Annotated in this window: 17 protein-coding genes; 9 read left to right on the top strand and 8 right to left on the bottom strand. The window is 67.6% G+C overall.

What is annotated here, in order from left to right:
* Positions 1-14 precede the first annotated feature (14 nt).
* The gene (locus ACQKLX_RS11625; protein WP_427361736.1) at positions 15-494 is read right to left on the bottom strand and encodes an Lrp/AsnC family transcriptional regulator; all 480 of its coding nucleotides are present in this window, start codon (positions 492-494) and stop codon (positions 15-17) included.
* 117 nt (positions 495-611) lie between these two features.
* Here ACQKLX_RS11625 and ACQKLX_RS11620 point away from each other — a divergent pair, with 117 nt between their 5' ends.
* Positions 612-1,808: a diaminopropionate ammonia-lyase gene (locus tag ACQKLX_RS11620; RefSeq protein ID WP_427361735.1), complete on the top strand. Its 1,197-nt coding sequence runs from the start codon at positions 612-614 to the stop codon at positions 1,806-1,808.
* Positions 1,808-2,437: a glutathione S-transferase family protein gene (locus ACQKLX_RS11615; RefSeq protein WP_427361734.1), complete on the top strand. Its 630-nt coding sequence runs from the start codon at positions 1,808-1,810 to the stop codon at positions 2,435-2,437. The genes ACQKLX_RS11620 and ACQKLX_RS11615 overlap by 1 nt, the downstream gene beginning before the upstream one ends.
* Positions 2,438-2,440: 3 nt before the next feature.
* On the opposite strand, the gene ACQKLX_RS11610 is transcribed toward ACQKLX_RS11615, so the two are convergent.
* Positions 2,441-3,070, bottom strand: coding sequence for an FMN-binding negative transcriptional regulator (locus ACQKLX_RS11610; RefSeq protein WP_427361733.1), 630 nt, complete (start codon positions 3,068-3,070; stop codon positions 2,441-2,443).
* A gap of 50 nt (positions 3,071-3,120) precedes the next feature.
* On the opposite strand from ACQKLX_RS11610, the gene pdxR reads away from it, so the two are divergent.
* On the top strand, positions 3,121-4,587 hold the full coding sequence (gene pdxR / locus ACQKLX_RS11605) for a MocR-like pyridoxine biosynthesis transcription factor PdxR (RefSeq protein WP_427361732.1): 1,467 nt from the start codon (positions 3,121-3,123) through the stop codon (positions 4,585-4,587).
* Positions 4,588-4,589: 2 nt separating this feature from the next.
* On the opposite strand, the gene ACQKLX_RS11600 is transcribed toward pdxR, so the two are convergent.
* The 3 genes from ACQKLX_RS11600 to ACQKLX_RS11590 form a co-directional block, all read right to left on the bottom strand.
* Positions 4,590-5,390: an aldolase gene (locus ACQKLX_RS11600; protein WP_427361731.1), complete on the bottom strand. Its 801-nt coding sequence runs from the start codon at positions 5,388-5,390 to the stop codon at positions 4,590-4,592.
* Positions 5,391-5,459: 69 nt separating this feature from the next.
* Positions 5,460-6,854, bottom strand: coding sequence for an ATP-binding protein (locus ACQKLX_RS11595; protein WP_427361730.1), 1,395 nt, complete (start codon positions 6,852-6,854; stop codon positions 5,460-5,462).
* The gene (locus ACQKLX_RS11590) at positions 6,851-7,678 is read right to left on the bottom strand and encodes a response regulator (RefSeq protein WP_427361729.1); all 828 of its coding nucleotides are present in this window, start codon (positions 7,676-7,678) and stop codon (positions 6,851-6,853) included. Before ACQKLX_RS11590 ends, ACQKLX_RS11595 begins: the two co-directional genes overlap by 4 nt.
* Before the next feature lie 111 nt (positions 7,679-7,789).
* On the opposite strand from ACQKLX_RS11590, the gene ACQKLX_RS11585 reads away from it, so the two are divergent.
* From ACQKLX_RS11585 to ACQKLX_RS11565, 5 genes are read left to right on the top strand one after another with little or no spacing between them, the layout of a single operon-like run.
* Entirely contained in the window at positions 7,790-8,005 is a 216-nt protein-coding gene (locus ACQKLX_RS11585) for a hypothetical protein (RefSeq protein WP_427361728.1), read from the top strand.
* Positions 8,006-8,058: 53 nt separating this feature from the next.
* A complete protein-coding gene (locus tag ACQKLX_RS11580) occupies positions 8,059-9,525 on the top strand; it encodes a TolC family protein (RefSeq protein WP_427361727.1) in 1,467 nt (488 codons plus the stop codon).
* A gap of 21 nt (positions 9,526-9,546) precedes the next feature.
* Positions 9,547-10,983: a multicopper oxidase family protein gene (locus ACQKLX_RS11575; protein WP_427361726.1), complete on the top strand. Its 1,437-nt coding sequence runs from the start codon at positions 9,547-9,549 to the stop codon at positions 10,981-10,983.
* A 28-nt stretch (positions 10,984-11,011) separates the two neighbouring features.
* A complete protein-coding gene (locus ACQKLX_RS11570) occupies positions 11,012-11,491 on the top strand; it encodes a cupredoxin domain-containing protein (protein WP_427361725.1) in 480 nt (159 codons plus the stop codon).
* Positions 11,492-11,513: 22 nt separating this feature from the next.
* Positions 11,514-11,792 carry a copper-binding protein gene (locus tag ACQKLX_RS11565; RefSeq protein WP_427361724.1) on the top strand — a complete coding sequence of 93 codons (279 nt, stop codon included), beginning with the start codon at positions 11,514-11,516 and terminating at the stop codon, positions 11,790-11,792.
* Between the two features lie 277 nt (positions 11,793-12,069).
* Here ACQKLX_RS11565 and ACQKLX_RS11560 read toward each other — a convergent pair whose 3' ends face one another.
* The 3 genes from ACQKLX_RS11560 to ACQKLX_RS11550 all read right to left on the bottom strand — a co-directional run bounded on the left by ACQKLX_RS11560 (position 12,070) and on the right by ACQKLX_RS11550 (position 16,357).
* Complete coding sequence (locus tag ACQKLX_RS11560; RefSeq protein WP_427361723.1) at positions 12,070-13,167, bottom strand: ABC transporter ATP-binding protein; 1,098 nt, start codon at positions 13,165-13,167, stop codon at positions 12,070-12,072.
* A 2-nt stretch (positions 13,168-13,169) separates the two neighbouring features.
* Entirely contained in the window at positions 13,170-14,885 is a 1,716-nt protein-coding gene (locus ACQKLX_RS11555) for an ABC transporter permease (RefSeq protein ID WP_427361722.1), read from the bottom strand.
* A 143-nt stretch (positions 14,886-15,028) separates the two neighbouring features.
* The gene (locus ACQKLX_RS11550) at positions 15,029-16,357 is read right to left on the bottom strand and encodes an ABC transporter substrate-binding protein (RefSeq protein ID WP_427361721.1); all 1,329 of its coding nucleotides are present in this window, start codon (positions 16,355-16,357) and stop codon (positions 15,029-15,031) included.
* A 161-nt stretch (positions 16,358-16,518) separates the two neighbouring features.
* On the opposite strand from ACQKLX_RS11550, the gene ACQKLX_RS11545 reads away from it, so the two are divergent.
* Positions 16,519-17,163, top strand: coding sequence for a DUF47 domain-containing protein (locus tag ACQKLX_RS11545; RefSeq protein WP_427361720.1), 645 nt, complete (start codon positions 16,519-16,521; stop codon positions 17,161-17,163).
* Positions 17,164-17,174 lie beyond the last annotated feature (11 nt).

Below are 17,174 nucleotides of genomic sequence, written 5' to 3'. Positions count from 1 at the left end.
GGAGAGGCTGCGTCTTACCCCACCGGCACCGTCAGCCCCGCCTTGACCCGGTCCATCGCGACGAAGGTGCGGAACTTGCGGATGTTGGCGTCGGCGAAGAAGAGCCGGCGGGTCAGCGCCTCATAGGCCGTCATGCTCGGCACCAGCACGACCAGCATGAAGTCGACCTCGCCGGTGACGTAGTAGCATTGCTGCACCTCGGGCGCGGCGAGGAAGGCACGCTTGGCGGCGTCTATATCCCTGGCCGTCTCGCTGACCAGCTCGATCTCGACGAAGATGGTGATCGGGTGGCCGAGCGCCGCCGGCTCGACGACCGCGACATTGGCGGTGATGACGCCGTCCTTCTCCATCCGGCGGATGCGGCGTTGCACGGCCGGAGCCGACAGCTTGACCTTCTCGCCGATCACGCGCTGCGGCGTGGTGTTGTCCTGCTGCAGGATGGCGAGGATCGCCCGGTCGAAGGCGTCGAGGGCGGCAGCGGTCGGTTCGCTCAAGCACAGCTCCAAGGGCAATGATGGTGAAACAAACTTGCAAGGTTGGCGTGCGATTGCAGCGCCTTTTTCAGGGCGCTTGCAATATCTCTTCACCTGGACATCTCAAAGAGGCAAGCCGTGCTCCTGCTCAACCAGCTCCCGGACTTCCGCCAGCCCCTCCATCCGACCGACGCTGAGACGCTCGGCCCCGCGGGAGCAGACACGATCGCGCGGCATCTCGCCGGCAGAGCCGAATATGCGCCGACGCCGCTCTGCGCCCTGCCAAGCCTGGCCAAGGAGCTCGGCATCGGCGCGCTGCATCTCAAGGATGAGGGCCAGAGGCTCGGCCTCGGCAGCTTCAAGGCGCTCGGCGGCGCTTACGCCGTGACGCGCCTCGTCCTGGAAGCGGCGAGCGAGCGGCTCGGCCGCACGCTCGACGAAGCCGATCTGACCTCGCCCGAAGTCCGCGCCATCGCGGCCGGGATGACCTTCGCCTGCGCCACCGACGGCAATCATGGCCGCTCGGTCGCGCAGGGCGCACAGCTCGTCGGCGCAAAGTCGGTGATCTTTATGCATGCCGGCGTCAGCGAGCCCCGCGCCGCCGCGATCGCCCGCTTCGGCGCGCAGATCATTCGCGTCCCCGGCACCTATGACGATTCCATCGTGGAAGCTGCCCGCGTCGCCGATGAGCGCGGCTGGACGACCGTCTCCGACACCTCCTGGGACGGCTATGAGCGCATCCCCGGCCTCGTCATGCAGGGCTATACCGCGATCATCCGCGAGGCGCTGCGCCAGCTGCCGGAGCCGCCGACCCATGTCTTCGTCCAGGCCGGCGTCGGCGGCATCGCCGCGGCGATCGCAGCGCAGCTGTCGCTGGAGTTCGGCGAGAACCGGCCGGTCTTCACTGTCGTCGATCCGGCTCGCGCTGCCTGCCTGTTCGAGAGCGCCCGCGCCGGACGGCCAACCAAGATCGCCCATGGCGCGCCGACGGTGATGGCGATGCTGGAATGCTATGATCCCTCGCCGCTCGCCTGGCGCGTGCTGTCGCGTGCGGCCGACGCCTTCATGACGGTCGAGGATGCGGTCGCAGTCGAGGCGATGAACCGGCTGGCGCGCCCGGCCGGCAGCGACCCGGCGATCGTCGCCGGCGAGAGCGGCGCGGCCGGCTTCGCCGGTCTGCTCGCCGCGCTGCGCGATCCGCAGGCGCGGGCGGCGCTGAAGCTCGATGGCACCTCGCGCGTCTTCGCCGTCGTCACCGAGGGCGCAACCGATCCGGAGCGCTATGCCGAGCTGGTCGGGCTGACGCCGGCCGAGGTCGCCGGGACGGCAGCGTGATGGCGGACAAGCTCACCCTGCTCTACCAGAGCCATTCGCCCTATGCCCGCAAGGTGCTGGTCTGCGCCCATGAACTCGGGCTGGCCGACCGCCTCGACGTCGTCCATCACGAGACCAGTCCGACCAACCGCAACGATGCCGTCTTCGCGCAGAATCCGCTCGGCAAGGTGCCAGTGCTGCTGACGCCCGATGCCGGCGCGCTCTTTGATTCCGTGGTGATCTGCGATTATCTCGACCGGCTCGCCGGAGTGGGCTCGCTGATCCCGCGCGAGGGTCCGGAGCGCTATTCAGCCCTGCGCTTGCAAGCACTGGCGCAAGGCCTGTGCGATGCCGGCATCGCCGTGCGCTGGGAGACCGAGCGCCGCCCCGAGGCTTTGCGATACCCGCCGCTCGCAACCGGACAAACGACGAAGCTGCTCGAAGCCTATGACTATCTGGAGACGCAAGCCGATCTCGACGGGCGAGTGACGGTCGGCCAGATCGGGCTGGCGACGGCCCTCGCCTGGCTCAGCTTCCGGCGCTTGGCGGATTTCCGCCAACGGGCGCCGAAGCTCGCCGGCTGGTACGACCGCTTCAACCAGCGCCCGTCGATGCGCGCCACGCCCTATGAGGGCGAGACGCAGGACTGAGCCTCAGCTCTCGACCGGCACCATCGCGGCGACGGCCAGGTCGCTGGCGCGCTCGCTCGCGCCCAGCCCTTCGGCGACGCCGAGGCGGTCCGCCAGCGGGCGGTTCTGGCTCATCTTGCGCTTGCCTTCGAGCCGGGTGATCGGGATGCGCAGGCCGACGATGCCGCGCAGCTGCGCCCGCACGAACTCTGGCGGCGCGTCATCGACCGCCCAGCGCTGCGCCCGCGTGCCCTCATGCAGATTGGTCAGGCGCGTCACCGCATCGAGCAGGCGCTCGGGATCGTCGAAGAACTCGGCCGGGCCATAGGCGTGTACCGCCTGGTAGTTCCAGGTCGGCACCACCTTGCCGGTCTCGCGCTTGGTCTCGTACCAGGACGGCGTGACATAGGCGTCGGGGCCGTTGAACAGCACCATCGCCTCGCCGATCGCCGCCTTCTGCCATTGCGGATTGGCACGGGCGAGATGGCCGTGGAGCACGCCGAACTCACCCTCCTCTTCCGAGAGGATCAGCGGCAGCGGCGTCGCGAGCAGCCCCTCGGCCGTAGCGGTCACAAGCGTGGCCAGCCGGCAGGCACGCATCATCGCGTGGATCTCGGCGCGGTCGTCGACGCGGAAGGCCGGCGGCGTGTACATGGTAAGGGTCTCCTTGCAGTTGCCGCCCTCATGCCGCTAATCTGGCCTGCATGGAACGGCCAGTTTCAAGCATTCTCACTGGACCAGTTGAGAACGATCTCGGCGCCCAACGCCGGGTCGTCGCGGCAATCAAGCGCGAGATCGCGGCCGGGGTCCACGCCCCCGGTTCGCGCCTGCCGTCGACGCGCGCTCTCGCGGCCGAATGGGGTCTGTCGCGCACCACCGTCACGGCCGCCTTCGAGCAATTGGCGGCCGAGGGCTATCTCGAAACCCGGCCGGGCGCGCGGGCTCGGGTTGCCGCCGGGCTGGCGCGGCCAGATGCGACATCAGGAAGCGCGCCGGTCTCACGCCCGACCGAACTTTCCGCTTATGGCCAGCGGCTGGCATCGGCCGCGCCAATCCTCTGGACCCCGCAGCCCTTCGCGCTCGATTTCCGTTACGGCGAGCTTGCCGGCGGCGACTTCCCGACGCTGGCCTGGCGGCGAGCGCTGGCTGGTGCTGTGACGAGGCGGCCGGCTCGCCTGCGCTATGGCGATCCGCGCGGCCTGCCGGAACTGCGCACGGCGCTGCAAGGCTATCTCTGGCGCGCCCGCGGCCTGCGCTGCGAGGCCGACGACATCCTCGTCGTCAACGGCTCGCAGCAGGGCTTCGACCTCTGCACGCGTCTGCTGCTCGACCCCGGCGACCGCGTCGTGATCGAGGATCCCGGCTACAATCTGGCGCGCCAGGCCTTCCTGACGGCGGGGGCAGAGCTTTCGCCGCAGCCGGTCGATCGCGAGGGCATGCAGATAGCCGCCCTACCGCCGGCGCGGCTCGCCTTCGTCACACCCTCGCACCAATTGCCGCTCGGCAGCATTCTATCGGCACCGCGCCGGCAGGAACTGCTCGCCTGGGCGGCCCGGCATGGGGCGGCGATCATCGAGGATGATTACGACGCCGAGTACCGCCACGGCGTCGGCCCGGTGCCGCCCTTGCGCTCGCTCGACCAGACCGGCAGCGTCATCTATCTCGGCACCGTCTCGAAGACGCTCTCGCCGACCTTGCGGCTCGGCTATCTCGTGCTGCCGCCGGCGCTGCGCGAGGTCTTTGCCCGGGCCAAGCGCATGGTCGACCGGCATACGCCCGAGCTGGAACAGGCGGCTCTGGCCGAGCTGATCGCGAACGGCGCCTATGAGCGGCATGTGCGCCGCATCCGGCGCCGCAATGGCGAGCGGCGGGTCGCCTTGTTGAAGGCAATGCGCGAGCGGCTGGGCGAGCGCGTCACCATCGCCGGCACCGATGCCGGCCTGCATGTTCTCGCCTGGATCAACGGGCTGCCGCAAACGCGCGAAGCCGAACTGACGGAGCGGGCCGCAGCGGCCTCGCTCGGCCTTTATGGCGTCAGCGGGCTCTATGACCGGCCGGACGATCCCGAGCGCCACGCCGGCCTCGTCATCGGTTACGCAGCGCTCGACGAGGCGCAGATCGCAGCCGGCATCGCGCGGCTGGATGGGTTGCTGCGCGAACTCGGCGTCTAGCCTCAATCCCGATAGACCGGCTCCTCGGCGTCGAGCTGGCGGCGGATCGAGGCCAGGTGCAGGCGGGCCGATTCCGGATCGCCCTCGCGCATCTGCTGGTAGGCCGCCTCGGCGATCGCCGGCTTCACCGGTAACACCTGCCGGCCGGTCGAGAGTGCCAGCGCCTGCACCTCGCAGGCGCGTTCGAGATAATAGAGATCGTCCCAGGCCTCGGCGATGGTCGGGCCGAGCACCATGACACCGTGGTGTTTCATAAAGACGATGTCGGCCTCGCCGACCGCGCCGGCGATGCGGTCGCCCTCGCGCTCGTCGAGGGCGAGGCCGTTATAGTCGCGGTCGAACGCGGTACGGCCATAGAATTTCAGCGCCGTCTGCCCGGCGAAGATCAGAGGATCGCCCTCGGTCATCGAGAGCGCCGTCGCATAGGGCATATGGGTATGGAAGGCGACACGGGCGCGCGGCAGGTTCTTGTGAACGCGGGCGTGGATGTAGAAGGCGGTCGCCTCGGGCTGGCCTTCGCCGGCGACGACATTGCCGTGGAAGTCGCAGATCAGCAGCTTCGAGGCGGTGAGCTCGCGGAAGGCCCAGCCATAGGGATTGACGATGAAGAGGTCGTCATAGCCCGGCACCAGCGCCGAGAAATGATTGCAGATGCCCTCCTCGAAGCCATAGCGCGCCGCCATGCGGAAGCAGGCGGCGAGATCGCGCCGCGCCTCCCAGACCGCATCGGAATCTAGCTTCGGCTGGTTGGGGCCGGCGGAAGCGGTCGCCGGCGTCGCGCCGGCCTTGAGGGAATGTGCCATGAGGCCAGTCTAGGGCCGCTCCGACACGAGGCAAGCGAGCCGCCCTGCGCCCGGCGAAGAGGCCGGCGGTCATACCCGCATATCGGCCGCTGGCTGGGCCGTCCGATCGAGCTTCGGCAGTGACAGCGTCACCCGCAGTCCGCCCTCGGTGCGGTTATCCAACACGATCGAGCCGTCATGCGAGCGGACGATGGCGAGCGCGATGGTCAGGCCGAGGCCCGAGCCGCCGGTCTGGCGGCCGCGCGATTCCTCCAGCCGCACGAAGGGGTGGAACACCCGCTCACGATCGGCCTCGGCAATGCCCGGTCCCTGGTCCTCGACCAGGACGGCGAAGCTGTCGCCGGCATCAGCGATGTTGACCGTGACCGTCTGACCGTACTTCACCGCATTGCCGATGATGTTGGACGCCGCACGCTTCAGCGAGAGCACCCTGCCTTGCACCGGAGCGGAGTTCAGCCCGACCAATGAGACGCGGTGGCCCTGGTCGACATGCTCGTCGACGATCGTCTCGATCACCGAGGCGAGATCGACCGGGCGCAGCGGCTCGCTCGAGGTTCCGCCGCGCAAATAGTCGAGGGTCGAGTCGATCATCGCCTCCATCTCGCCGAGATCGGCGTCGATCAGGCTGCGGGTCGCCTCATCCTCCAGGAATTCGGAGCGGAGCCGCAGGCGCGTGATCGGCGTGCGCAGATCATGCGAGACCGCCGCCATCGCCTGCATGCGCTCGGTGACCAGACTCCGGATACGCTCCCGCATCGTGTTGAAGGCGCGTGCGGCGCGGCGCACCTCCGCTGGGCCGGTTTCGGGAAGGGGCTGTGGCGTCTGATCGAGGCTGAAGCGCTCGGCCGCCAGGGCGAGATCGCGCAGGGGCCGCGTCGCCCAGCGTAGCAGCAGCAGCGCCACCACGACGATGGCGACGGCGAAGCAGATCATGATCGCGGTCAGGCCCCAGTCGAGATGCTGCGAGGCACCGAGCGCGGAGGAGGAGAAGTTGACCCAGGAGCCGTCTTCGAGCTGCACCGAAACCAGCATCATGTGCTTGTAGGCATTGGCCTCGCCGGCGCCGAGCGCGCCATCGTCGGCAAAGCCGACCCGGAAGGATTCCGCCGCCAGCTCCGGTGCAAGGGCCTTGAGCCGCACCTCCATCGCCCGGGTGCGCTCGGTCATCGGGGCAGTGCCGAGGACGAGGCTGACCTTGCTCCAGTGCACTTCGAGGCTGGCGCTCGACAGGTCATGCGCGACGCGGTCGCGTTCCGGCGCCTGCGGCAGGCTGGCGATCGCCCGCTTGATCGAGACGATGCGCTCGGCGAGGCCGCGGTCCTGACCTGCCGTGGCGAGGTTCTCGACGCCGACGCGGTAGGCCCAGTAGCCGAGCAGATGGAAGGCGAGCAGCGCTGCGACCAGGATCAGGATGGCGCGGCTGGCGACCGTATCGGGCCAGAGCCGCTTGGCGAGGTTCGTCAAGCGGGCTGTCCTTGCTGGTGGTCGACCTGCGAGGCGAAGAGGTAGCCGGCGCCGCGAACCGTCTTGATCAACTGGCCCCCGCGCGCATCGGCCTCGAGCTTGCGGCGCAAACGGCTGATCTGGACGTCGATGGTGCGGTCGAACGGGTCGTCGCTCATCCGCGCCTTGGCGAATTGCATCAGTGCCTCGCGCGACAGCACCCGGTTGGCGTGCTCGACAAAGGCGACGAGCAGGTCGAACTCGCCGGTCGAGAGGTCTATCAGCGTCCCCGAAGGCGATTGCAGCTCGCGCCGCCGCAGGTCCATGCGCCAGCCGTCGAAGCTCACGATTGCATTCGTCTGCGTTGTGGTGGCGCCCTGTCTCGCCCTTACCCGACGCAGCAGCGCCCGAATGCGAGCCAGGAGCTCGCGCGGGCTGAATGGCTTGGTGACATAGTCGTCCGCCCCGCCCTCCAGCCCGGTGATGCGATCGCTCTCCTCGGTCCGGGCCGTCAGCATCACGATCGGCACCTGCGAGGTCGTGCGCACGTCGCGGCAGAGCTCGACCCCGGAACGGCCGGGCAGCATCAGGTCGAGCACGATCAGGTCGATGGCGCTGTGCGCCAGCGCCTCCAGCATGGCGCGCCCATCAGGCGCGCCGGTGACCTGATAGCCATGCCGCTGCAGGAAGCGCGCGACGAGCAGCCTGATCTGCGGATCGTCGTCGACCACCAGGATATGGCCGTGGTCGTCGGCGGTCGTCGCGTCGGGACCCGTCTCTGCCTGTGTTTCGGTCGGAATGTCCGTGCTCCCGCGAACGGGCTCCTGCCATCTGATCGCCGGCACAATAGCGCGCCTGCGGTCCGGCCGCCCGCGCCGCTTTGAAACAATTTGTAACGGACGCCCGCAAAACGCCGCTGCTACCCCTGTCGCATCGAAACAGGGGGATGCCGAATCGTGACTTTGGTGAAGGTGCCGTTGCTGATGGCCGTCGCTCTGGTGCTTGGCGCCTGCGCCGCCACGGTCCCAGACCATCTGGCGCGACCGGCCGATCCGAACGTCCGCGTTCCGGCCGTCGGCTACCGTAGCGTGACGGCCGGCGCGGCCAGCTTCCGCCCTGCCGAGCCCAAGGATTGGCGCGAGCTCAACCGCCAGGTCGGGCCGAAATCATGATGCCGCCCGCCGCTCCGACCGCCTTGCTTGCTCCCTCGATTGAAAGGCCTGTCTTGCTCGCTTCGACCAAGCCGAATGTCCGCCGCCTGCTGCGCTGGGGCCTGCTCGCCGGGACCGCGGCCCTGCTCGGTGGCTGCGCCGGCTTCTCGCCGGATGGCGGCATGGCGCCGATCCAGGCCGCAGCCTATGCCGAGATCGGCAAGGAGGTCGTCAAGATCAACGACGACCAGGTCGCGTTGACCGCGAAGGCGCGGGTCGACCAGCTTCTGCGCAAGCCGTTGACGGCGGACGGCGCCGTCCAGGTCGCGCTGCTCAGCAATCGCGGCCTGCAGGCCTCCTTCAACGAGCTCGGCATCGCCGAGGCGCAGATGGTCGCCGCCAGCCTGCCGCCCAATCCGCGCTTCGGCATCTCCAAGCTCTCGGGTCGCTTCGAGGTCGAGGTCGAGCGCCAGATCGTCGGCAGCCTGCTCGCGCTCATCACCTTGCCGGCCAGGGCCGAGATCGCCGGCGATCGTTTCGCGACCGCGCAGTTGCGGGCGGTTGAGGCGGTGCTGCGGCTCGCCGCCGATGCCCGGCGCCAGTACTACCGGGCCGTCGCCGCCAATGCGCAGGTCACCTTCTACCAGGAGGCCAAGGCCTCCGCCGACGCCGCTTCCGAGTTGTTCAAGCGGCTCGGCGAATCCGGCGGCGTCAACAAGATCGACCAGGCTCGCGAATTCGCCTTCGAGGCCGAGTTGACTGTGCAGCTCGCCCAGGCGCGCCAGCTGCAACGCCAGGAGCGCGAGCGGCTGGTGCGCCAGCTCGGGCTCTGGGGCGACGAACTCAAATTCAGGCTGCCCGGAACCTTGCCGCCGCTGCCGCGACTGCAATCGGTCAAGGCGATCGAGGCCGAGGCGCTGCGCAAGCGCATCGACATCCAGATCGCCCGCGCCGAGCTCGACTCCCTCGCGAAGTCGCTCGGCCTCGCCAATGCCACCCGCTTCGTCAACGACATCGACCTGCTCGGACGCCGCACCTATGACCGCGGCCGCAGCATCAACGACCATGGCCATGTCGAGCGCGAATCCAGCCGCAGCAGGACGCTGGAGCTCGAGATCGACATTCCGATCTATGATTTCGGCCAGTCCAAGGTCGCGCTCGCCGAGCAGACCTACATGCAGGCCGCCAACAGGCTGGCGGAGAAGGCGGTCAATGCCCGCTCCGAGGCGCGCGAGGCCTATACCGCCTACCGCGCCAATTACGACATCACCCGGCAGTACCAGAACAACGTCCTGCCGCTGCGCAAGATCATCCAGGAGCAGTCGCTGCTGCAGTACAGCGGCATGCTCAACGACGTCACCGATCTCATCACCGATGCGCGCAATCGCATCCTCTCGAATGTCGCGGCGATCAATGCCCGGCGCGATTTCTGGATCGCCCATACCGACTTCAAGCATGCGCTGATCGGCGGCGGCAGCGGAGGCGGTGGCTCGGCCACGGTCGCAGCCACAGGCGGCGATGCCGGCGGCGGCGGACACTGAGCGAGCGGAAGGAGCGAAACAATGACCACGCTATCGCGCAGAGGCTTCATCGGCACCTCCGGCCTCGTCGTCGCCGCAGCCGGCGCCGTCTCCGGGCGCACGGCCTTCGCCGCCGTGCCCGAGGCTCCGACCATGACCGAGGCGACCATGCAGGCGCCGCTGGTGCCAACGACGGGACCGGACTACCAGCCGGTCGCCACGCTCAACGGCTGGACCTTGCCCTGGCGGATGAACGGCGACTGGAAGGAATTCCATCTCGTCGCCGAGCCGGTGGTGCGCGAATTCGCGCCCGGGATGAAGGGCTATCTCTGGGGCTATAACGGCCAGTCACCGGGGCCGACCATCGAGGCGGTCGAGGGCGACAAGGTCCGCATCTACGTCACCAACAAGCTGCCCGAGAGCACGGCGGTGCATTGGCATGGCCAGCGCCTGCCCAACGGCATGGACGGCGTCGGCGGGCTGACGCAGCCGCATATCCCGTCGGGCAAGACCTTCGTCTACGAGTTCCTGCTGCGGCGCTCGGGCACCTACATGTACCACCCGCATTCGGACGAGATGGTCCAGATGGCGATGGGCATGATGGGCTTCTTCGTCGTCCATCCCAAGGACCCGGCCTTCCGCCGCGTCGATCGCGACTTCGTCTTCCTGCTCAACGCCTTCGACATCGAGCCCGGCTCCTATGTGCCGCGCGTCGCCGAGATGACCGAGTTCAACATGTGGTGCTGGAACAGCCGCGTGTTCCCGGGCATCGACCCGCTCGTGGTGGCTAAGAACGACAAGGTCCGGATCCGCTTCGGCAACCTGACCATGACCAACCACCCGATCCACATGCACGGCTACGAGTTCAAGGTCTCGTGCACCGATGGCGGCTGGGTCGATCCGGCGGCCGCCTGGGACGAGGTCTCGATCGACTGCGCCGTCGGCCAGATGCGCGCCTTCGACTTCGTGGCCGACGAGCCCGGCGACTGGGCGATCCACTGCCACAAATCGCACCACACCATGAATGCGATGGGCCATTCGGTGAAGAACTATATCGGCGTGAACAAGAAGGACCTGGCTAAGCGCATCGCCAGGATCGCGCCCGGCTACATGCCGATGGGCTCGAACGGCATGGGCGAGATGGGCTCGATGGAGATGCCGCTGCCCGACAACACCTTGCCGATGATGACGGGCTTCGCCCAGTTCGGCCCGGTCGAGATGGGCGGCATGTTCTCGGTGGTGAAGGTCCGCGAGGGCCTTGCCAGGAACGACTACAAGGATCCTGGCTGGTTCAAGCACCCGGAAGGCACCGTCGCCTTCGAATACAAGGGCCAGAAGCTTGCCGAGGCGCCGCGAGGCACCTCCCCGGACAGCGGCGTCGAGCCGACCGAATGGCGGGTCAAGGACCCGCGCAAGCCGAGCCTCGGGCCGGACGGTAAGCCCCGGCCGGCAGCCAAGAACCCGCATTCCAAGCACTGAAGACGCCAACCTCCAGCAGGAGAGCCTCATGAAGACAGCATTCAAGCTCGCCGCAATCGCAGTCCTGTTCTCAGCCAGCGCCGCACTGGCAGGCCCGGGCGGAGCCGGCCACGGCCATGGCGACGAGACCGCCTATGGCAAGCCGGGCGATCCGAAGAAGCCGGCCCGCATCATCGCCGTGGCAATGGCCGAGCGCGACGGCAAGATGTCGTTCATTCCCGACCGGATCGAGGTGCGCCGCGGCGAGCAGATCCGCTTCCAGTTGCGCAACAATGGCGAGCTCGACCATGAGCTCGTGCTGGCGACGCTGGAGGAGAACCTCAAGCATGCCGTCGAGATGCAGAAGAATCCCGACATGGAGCATGACGATCCGAACGCCAAGCGGCTTCAGCCGAAGAAGACGGGCGAGATCGTCTGGGCCTTCACCAAGGCGGGCGAATTCGACTTCTCCTGCCTGATCCCCGGTCACCGCGAAGCCGGCATGACCGGCAAGATCATCGTCAAGTAATTCTCAGAGAAAGGAGCATCCCGTGCTCAGGACGACAGCCACCCTCGCTCTTCTCCTCCTCGCCTTCCCGGCCGCGGCTCAGTCGGTCAGCGGCACGGTCACCAAGGTCGACGAGCCGCAAGGCAAGCTCACCATCAATCACGGCGCGATCAAGAACCTCGACATGGACGCCATGACCATGGTGTTCCGCGCCGGCGACCCCGCCATGCTGAAAGGGCTGAAGGCCGGCGACAAGATCAAGTTCGACGCCGACCGGGTCAACGGCCAGATCACCGTCACCAAGCTCCAGAAAGCGAAGTGACCCGCCATCGCGAGGCTGGACCGCGCCGGTCCATCCTCCTGCGCCGGGGCAGCGCCCCGGCGTTGATCCTCCTGGGCGGCCTGTCCACCGCCTTCGCCTCCGATGGCGATTTGCAGCGCGTCCTGCTTGAGCAGGGCTGCGTCAAGCCCCGGATCGAGACCGTGCTGAAGCAAGGCTCGCTGACCGCCTATCGGGCCAATTGCCTCGGCACCTCCCACAAGGTGATCGACATCGTCTGCACCGACCATGGTTGCAGCGCCGCTGCTCCAAGGCGTCCTCAGGCGGAGAGCCAGTGGAGCGAACCCGGGGACAGCTTCAAGCTGGCCTCGCTGCCAACCTCGAACAGCTCGCGCCCGGACTGGAACGGCATGTCGACTGCTACCTCGGCAGAGCCGATCCGGGCGCCGTAGCGGACGCTCGCGCCGAGGAACTCGCGGTTGGCGATGACGCAGGGCAAGGATAGCGCACCGTCCTGCGAGCTGGCCCGATCGGCGAGGCTGGCATGCTGCGGGCGGAAGACCAGCGCCGCGCCATCGGGAACGGCGGCCCCCTCGCCGATCGGAAACTTTGCGCCGCCATCGATCTCGAAGCAGCGATCGGCACCGCTGCCGACGACACGCCCCTGCAGGATGTTGGCCGTGCCGAGGAAACCGGCGACGAAGAGGTTGGCCGGGCGCTCATAGAGCTCCATCGGCGTGCCGACCTGCTGCACGATCCCGTCATTCATCACGGCGATGCGGTCGCAAATCGAATTCGCCTCCTCCTGGTCGTGGGTGACGAAGATCGTGGTCAGGCCGAGCCGCTGCTGCAGGTCGCGCAATTCGCGCCGGACCTGCACCCGCATCTTGGCGTCGAGATTGGAGAGCGGCTCGTCGAGCAGCAGCACCTTGGGTTCGACCGCGACGGTGCGCGCCACGGCGACGCGCTGCTGCTGGCCGCCGGAGAGCTGCGAAGGCCGGCGCTCGGCGAGATGACCAAGCCCCACCAGCCCGAGCGCGGCCTCGACCCGCCGCTCGATCTCGGCGCGCTTCACGCCGCGCTCCTCCAGCCCGAAGGCGACGTTGCGGCGCACGCTCATATGCGGCCAGAGCGCATAGGACTGGAAGACCATGCCGACATCGCGCTTCCACGGCGGCAAGCCGGAGATGTCCTGCCCGCCGATCGCGACGCGGCCGGTATCGGCCCGGTTGAAGCCGGCGATCAGCCGCAGCAGCGTGGTCTTGCCGCAGCCGGAGGGGCCGAGGAAGGCGAAGAACTCGCCGGGCTCGATCGCAAGGCTCACGTCCTTCAGGACGTGATTGTCGCCATAGGACAGGTTGACGCCCTCGATCGCGACCGAGACGGCCGGCGTGGTCAGGGAGACGTTTGCGTTCATGGTCAGTGGCCCATTCCCTTGGCCTTCTGGCTGCGTTCGACGATGAGGTGCGACAGGAAGGTGCAGGCGGCGACGAGCACGACCGCGACGACGCCGAGCGCCGCGCCGGGCCCGCGCCCGGCAGCCGACTGCATGAAGACATAGAGCCCATAGGCCAGCGGCGCGTCAGAATTGGACTGCACCAGCATCAGGGTTGCCGAGAGCTCGACGGCCGCCGTCGCGAAGGAGGTGACGAAGCCGGCGAGGATGCCGCCGGTCATCAAGGGCACGACGATGCGGCGCACCGTGCGGGCCTTGGTGGCGCCGAGGTTCTCGGCCGCCTCCTCCAGCGAAACCGAGATCTGCTGGAGCGCGGCATGGCAGGCGCGCAGCGCATAGGGCAGACGGCGGATCGCCAGTGCCATGACGATGGTGATCCAGAGCGCCGCGAGCGGCGTCCCGTCCGGCAGGGTGACGCCGTAGAAGGTCCTGAGGTACCCGATCCCGAGCACGACGCCGGGAATGGCGAGCGCGGCCGTCGCCATCCAGTCGAGCCATTCGCGGCCGACGAGCCTGGTGCGCAGCACGAGATAGGCGATCGCGACGCCGAGCACGATGTCGATGACGCCGGCGAGCGTGGCGTAGATCAACGTGTTCTTGATGTAGAGCGAGCTCTCGCCGAAGACGCGGCCGTAATGGGCGATCGTGTAGGCGTCCGGCAGCGGCGAGAACGACCAGATCGTCGCGAAGGAGAGCAGCAGCAGAGCCAGATGCGGCGCCAGCACCAGCGCCAGGATCAGGATGACGACGCCATAGCCGAGCACCGCCTCGTGCGGTCGCATGACGCGCCGCGCCAGCCCGCCGCCACCGCGCTGTGTCGTGGCGTAGTCGCGTCCTTTCAACGCCCGCGCCGAGAGCCACATCGCCAGCACCGAGGCGACGATCAGCACAACCGAGATGACGTAGCCCATCGGGTCGGCGATGCCGATCGAAGTGACGCGCAAATAGGCCTGCGGCGCCAGCATGTCCTTGACGTTGAGCAGCAGCGGCGTGGCGAGATCGTCGAAGACCTTGACGAAGACCAGCGAGGCCCCGGCGAGATAGCCCGGCAGCGCCAGCGGGAAGACGATGCGGCGGAACAGCCGGAAGCCCGAGGAGCCGAGGTTCTGCGCGGCTTCCTCCATGGCGCGATCGATATTGCGCAGCGCCGCCGAGAGATTGATCAGGATGAACGGGAAATAGTGGACCGACTGGACGAAGATGACGCCGTTCAGCCCCTCCATGAAGTCGATCTTGAAGCCGAACCAGTCGTCGAGCAGCAGGTTGATCGAGCCGTTGCGGCCGAAGAAGAGCTGCATCGCCACGGCACCGACGAAGGGCGGCATGATCAGCGGCAGGAAGCCGAGCGTCTGCACGATCGCGGCGCCCCGGAAGGCGAAACGCGTGGTGAGATAGGCGAGCGGCAGCGCCAGCACCGAGGCCCAGACCACCGACATCGCAGAGACATAGAAGGAGTTCCACAGCGAGCGCATGAACAGCTCGGTGCGGACGAAGTCGTAGAAGTTGACCAGGGTGAAGGTCGACGTGCCCTTCTCGGTGAAGGCGACGTAGATCACCGTCGCCACCGGCAGCACCAGGAAGACGAGCAGGAAGGCCGCGATGGCGAGCGCCAGCGCGATCTGGCCAGGGGTGGCGGAGAAGGCGCGGGCGCGGGACGGGGTGGCGGGGACGGCGGTCATCGTGATCCTGATCGTCGACAGACGGGTGAGCCGTCATCCCGGCCGCAGCGAAGCGGAGCGCCGAGATCCATCGTAGAGCGCAACACCCTTCGATGGATCCCGGATCGGCGCGACTGCATCGCTTGTCCGGGATGACGCTCGCGCTACTTCGCCGCCTTCAGCGCCTCCTCGGCCTTGGCCTTGGCCTTGGCGTAGTTGTCGCGGGCGAAGCTCGCCCATTGCGCCTCGACCTCGGCCTGGCGCGCGCCCTTCTCCTTGCCGCCGGTGAAGGCGCCGCGCAGTTCGGGGCTCGCGGCTTGTGCCTCCGTCACCGGCAGCGCGGCGATCAGGTTGCGCGCCTCGTCGGCGAGCGCCTTGGCCTGGGCATTCGGCTTCTTGGCCAGCGCCGCATCGACCTCGTGCAGCGTCTTGGTGACGCCCTTCAGCGCATCGAGCTGGAAGGAGATCAACTGGTCGAACAGCGTGTCGACGACAGCGGTGCGCGCTTCCGACTTGTCGACGTCGAAGCCGATCATCTTCTGGAAGCGCGGATCGGTGAAGGGGTTGGGATAGTCGGCGCCGGCCTTGGCATAGACGGCCGGGTTGACCGGCAGGCGGCGGATGCCGGGTTCGAGCAGCACCTCCTGGCCGGTCGGCGAGAGCAGGAACTCGATGAAGGCCTCGGCCGCCGCCTTGTTCGGCGGATTGGCGATGATGCCGACATTGGCGGGGACGACCGTGGTCACGGTCGGATAGACGAACTTGACCGGGAAGCCCGAGGCCTGCGCCGAGAAGGCAAAGAAGTCGATGACGATGCCGACGCCGACCTGTCCGGAATTCACCGCCTCCGGCACGCCGAAGGAGCGCTCGGTGATCGAGTGGAAATTGCCGGACATCTCCTTCAGGGTGCGCCAGCCCTTCTCCCAGCCCTCGCCCTGCAGGATGGTCTCGACGGTGAGATGCGTCGTGCCCGAACGTGCGGGCGAGGCGATCGAGACATGGCCGTAGAAGGCCGGCTTGGCGAGGTCCTGCCAGTCCTTGGGTTCTGGCAGCTTGTTGGCCTTGGCATAGCGCTCGTTCCACATGATGCCGTAGCCAGACGCCGCGAAGCCGAAATAGAAGCCCTGCGGATCATTGATCGGATAGGAGCCGATCTTCTCGGGAATGCCGGTCGCCTTGGGCTTATGGGCGGTGAGCAGCTGCTTGCCCTTCAGCACTTCGAAGGCATCGGGCGCCGAGGCCCAGAACAGGTCGACCTGGTTGTTGGCCTTGGTCTCCTCGACATATTTCACGCCGGCATTGGTGTTGCGGTTCTGGACCTCCAGCGTGACGCCGGGCACCGCCTTCTCGAAAGCCTTCTTGATCGGGTCGGTGACGTCCTTCGAGAACGAGGTGACGACAGTGACCTTCCCTGATGGCGCCTGCGCCTGGACGGCCGAGGCGGCCAGAGCCAAGCCAAGCGCCGAAACCAGCGCGATCCTGCGTGTAAACATATCAGTCCTCCCTGTCGTGTTCTGCGCACGCCGGCGTCGAGGCCAACGGGGGCAAAGCCGGAATCCGGATTGCCGTTGTCGCAAAACTGTCACAAAAGGCGCAGGCATGTCATCCCGCTCATTTGCCGCGGGCCGGACTAAGTTGGTGAGAGGCCGTTCCGATGCTGGGCTGGTTCCAGAAGCTGCTGCCGAAGGAAGACAAGTTCTTCGTGCTGTTCGAGCGCCATGCGCAGACGCTGAAGGCCGGAGCGGCAGCGCTCGACGGCCTGCTCAGCGGAGCGACGCCGATCGAGGCAGGCTGCGCCGAGATCTTCGCTGAAGAGAACCGGGCCGATGCGATCGCCGGCGAGGTCATGCTCGAGGTCGGCCGCACCTTCATCACCCCCTTCGACCGCGGCGACATCGAGGAACTGATCGGCTCGATGGACGATGCCATCGACCAGATGCAGAAGACCGCCAAGGCGATCCGGCTCTTCGAGGTCGAGAGCTTCACGCCCAGCATGCAGGAGCTCGGCAAGACCGTCGTCGCCGCGGCGATCAAGGTCGGCGAGCTGCTCCCCATGCTGCGCGACATCAAGAAGCATGCGGTCGGCATCGGCGCGCTCGCCAAGGAGATCGGTGCGATCGAGGAGCGCTCCGACGTGCTGTACGACCAGGGGCTGAAGGAGCTGTTCAAGGCGCATCGCGGCACCGATGCCATGGGCTTCATCGTCGGCGCCGAGATCTACGACCACTTGGAAAAGGTCGTCGACCGCTTCGAGGATGTCGCCAAGCGCGTCAGCCGCATCGTCCTCGAACACCTCTGAGAAGTCAGGGC

Source organism: Allobosea sp. NPDC003192, from assembly GCF_050275675.1.
Taxonomy (GTDB): domain Bacteria; phylum Pseudomonadota; class Alphaproteobacteria; order Rhizobiales; family Beijerinckiaceae; genus Allobosea.
This window is presented reverse-complemented; position numbering and strand designations above follow the sequence as displayed.

Bases quoted from the DNA above. Each gene is read 5' to 3' on its own strand.
- ACQKLX_RS11615 (WP_427361734.1), top strand. From the start codon at position 1,808: ATGGCGGACAAGCTCACCCTGCTCTACCAGAGCCATTCGCCCTATGCC.
- ACQKLX_RS11610 (WP_427361733.1), bottom strand. From the start codon at position 3,070: ATGTACACGCCGCCGGCCTTCCGCGTCGACGACCGCGCCGAGATCCAC.
- pdxR (WP_427361732.1), top strand. From the start codon at position 3,121: ATGGAACGGCCAGTTTCAAGCATTCTCACTGGACCAGTTGAGAACGAT.
- ACQKLX_RS11600 (WP_427361731.1), bottom strand. From the start codon at position 5,390: ATGGCACATTCCCTCAAGGCCGGCGCGACGCCGGCGACCGCTTCCGCC.
- ACQKLX_RS11575 (WP_427361726.1), top strand. From the start codon at position 9,547: ATGACCACGCTATCGCGCAGAGGCTTCATCGGCACCTCCGGCCTCGTC.
- ACQKLX_RS11570 (WP_427361725.1), top strand. From the start codon at position 11,012: ATGAAGACAGCATTCAAGCTCGCCGCAATCGCAGTCCTGTTCTCAGCC.
- ACQKLX_RS11560 (WP_427361723.1), bottom strand. From the start codon at position 13,167: ATGAACGCAAACGTCTCCCTGACCACGCCGGCCGTCTCGGTCGCGATC.
- ACQKLX_RS11555 (WP_427361722.1), bottom strand. From the start codon at position 14,885: ATGACCGCCGTCCCCGCCACCCCGTCCCGCGCCCGCGCCTTCTCCGCC.
- ACQKLX_RS11550 (WP_427361721.1), bottom strand. From the start codon at position 16,357: ATGTTTACACGCAGGATCGCGCTGGTTTCGGCGCTTGGCTTGGCTCTG.
- ACQKLX_RS11545 (WP_427361720.1), top strand. From the start codon at position 16,519: ATGCTGGGCTGGTTCCAGAAGCTGCTGCCGAAGGAAGACAAGTTCTTC.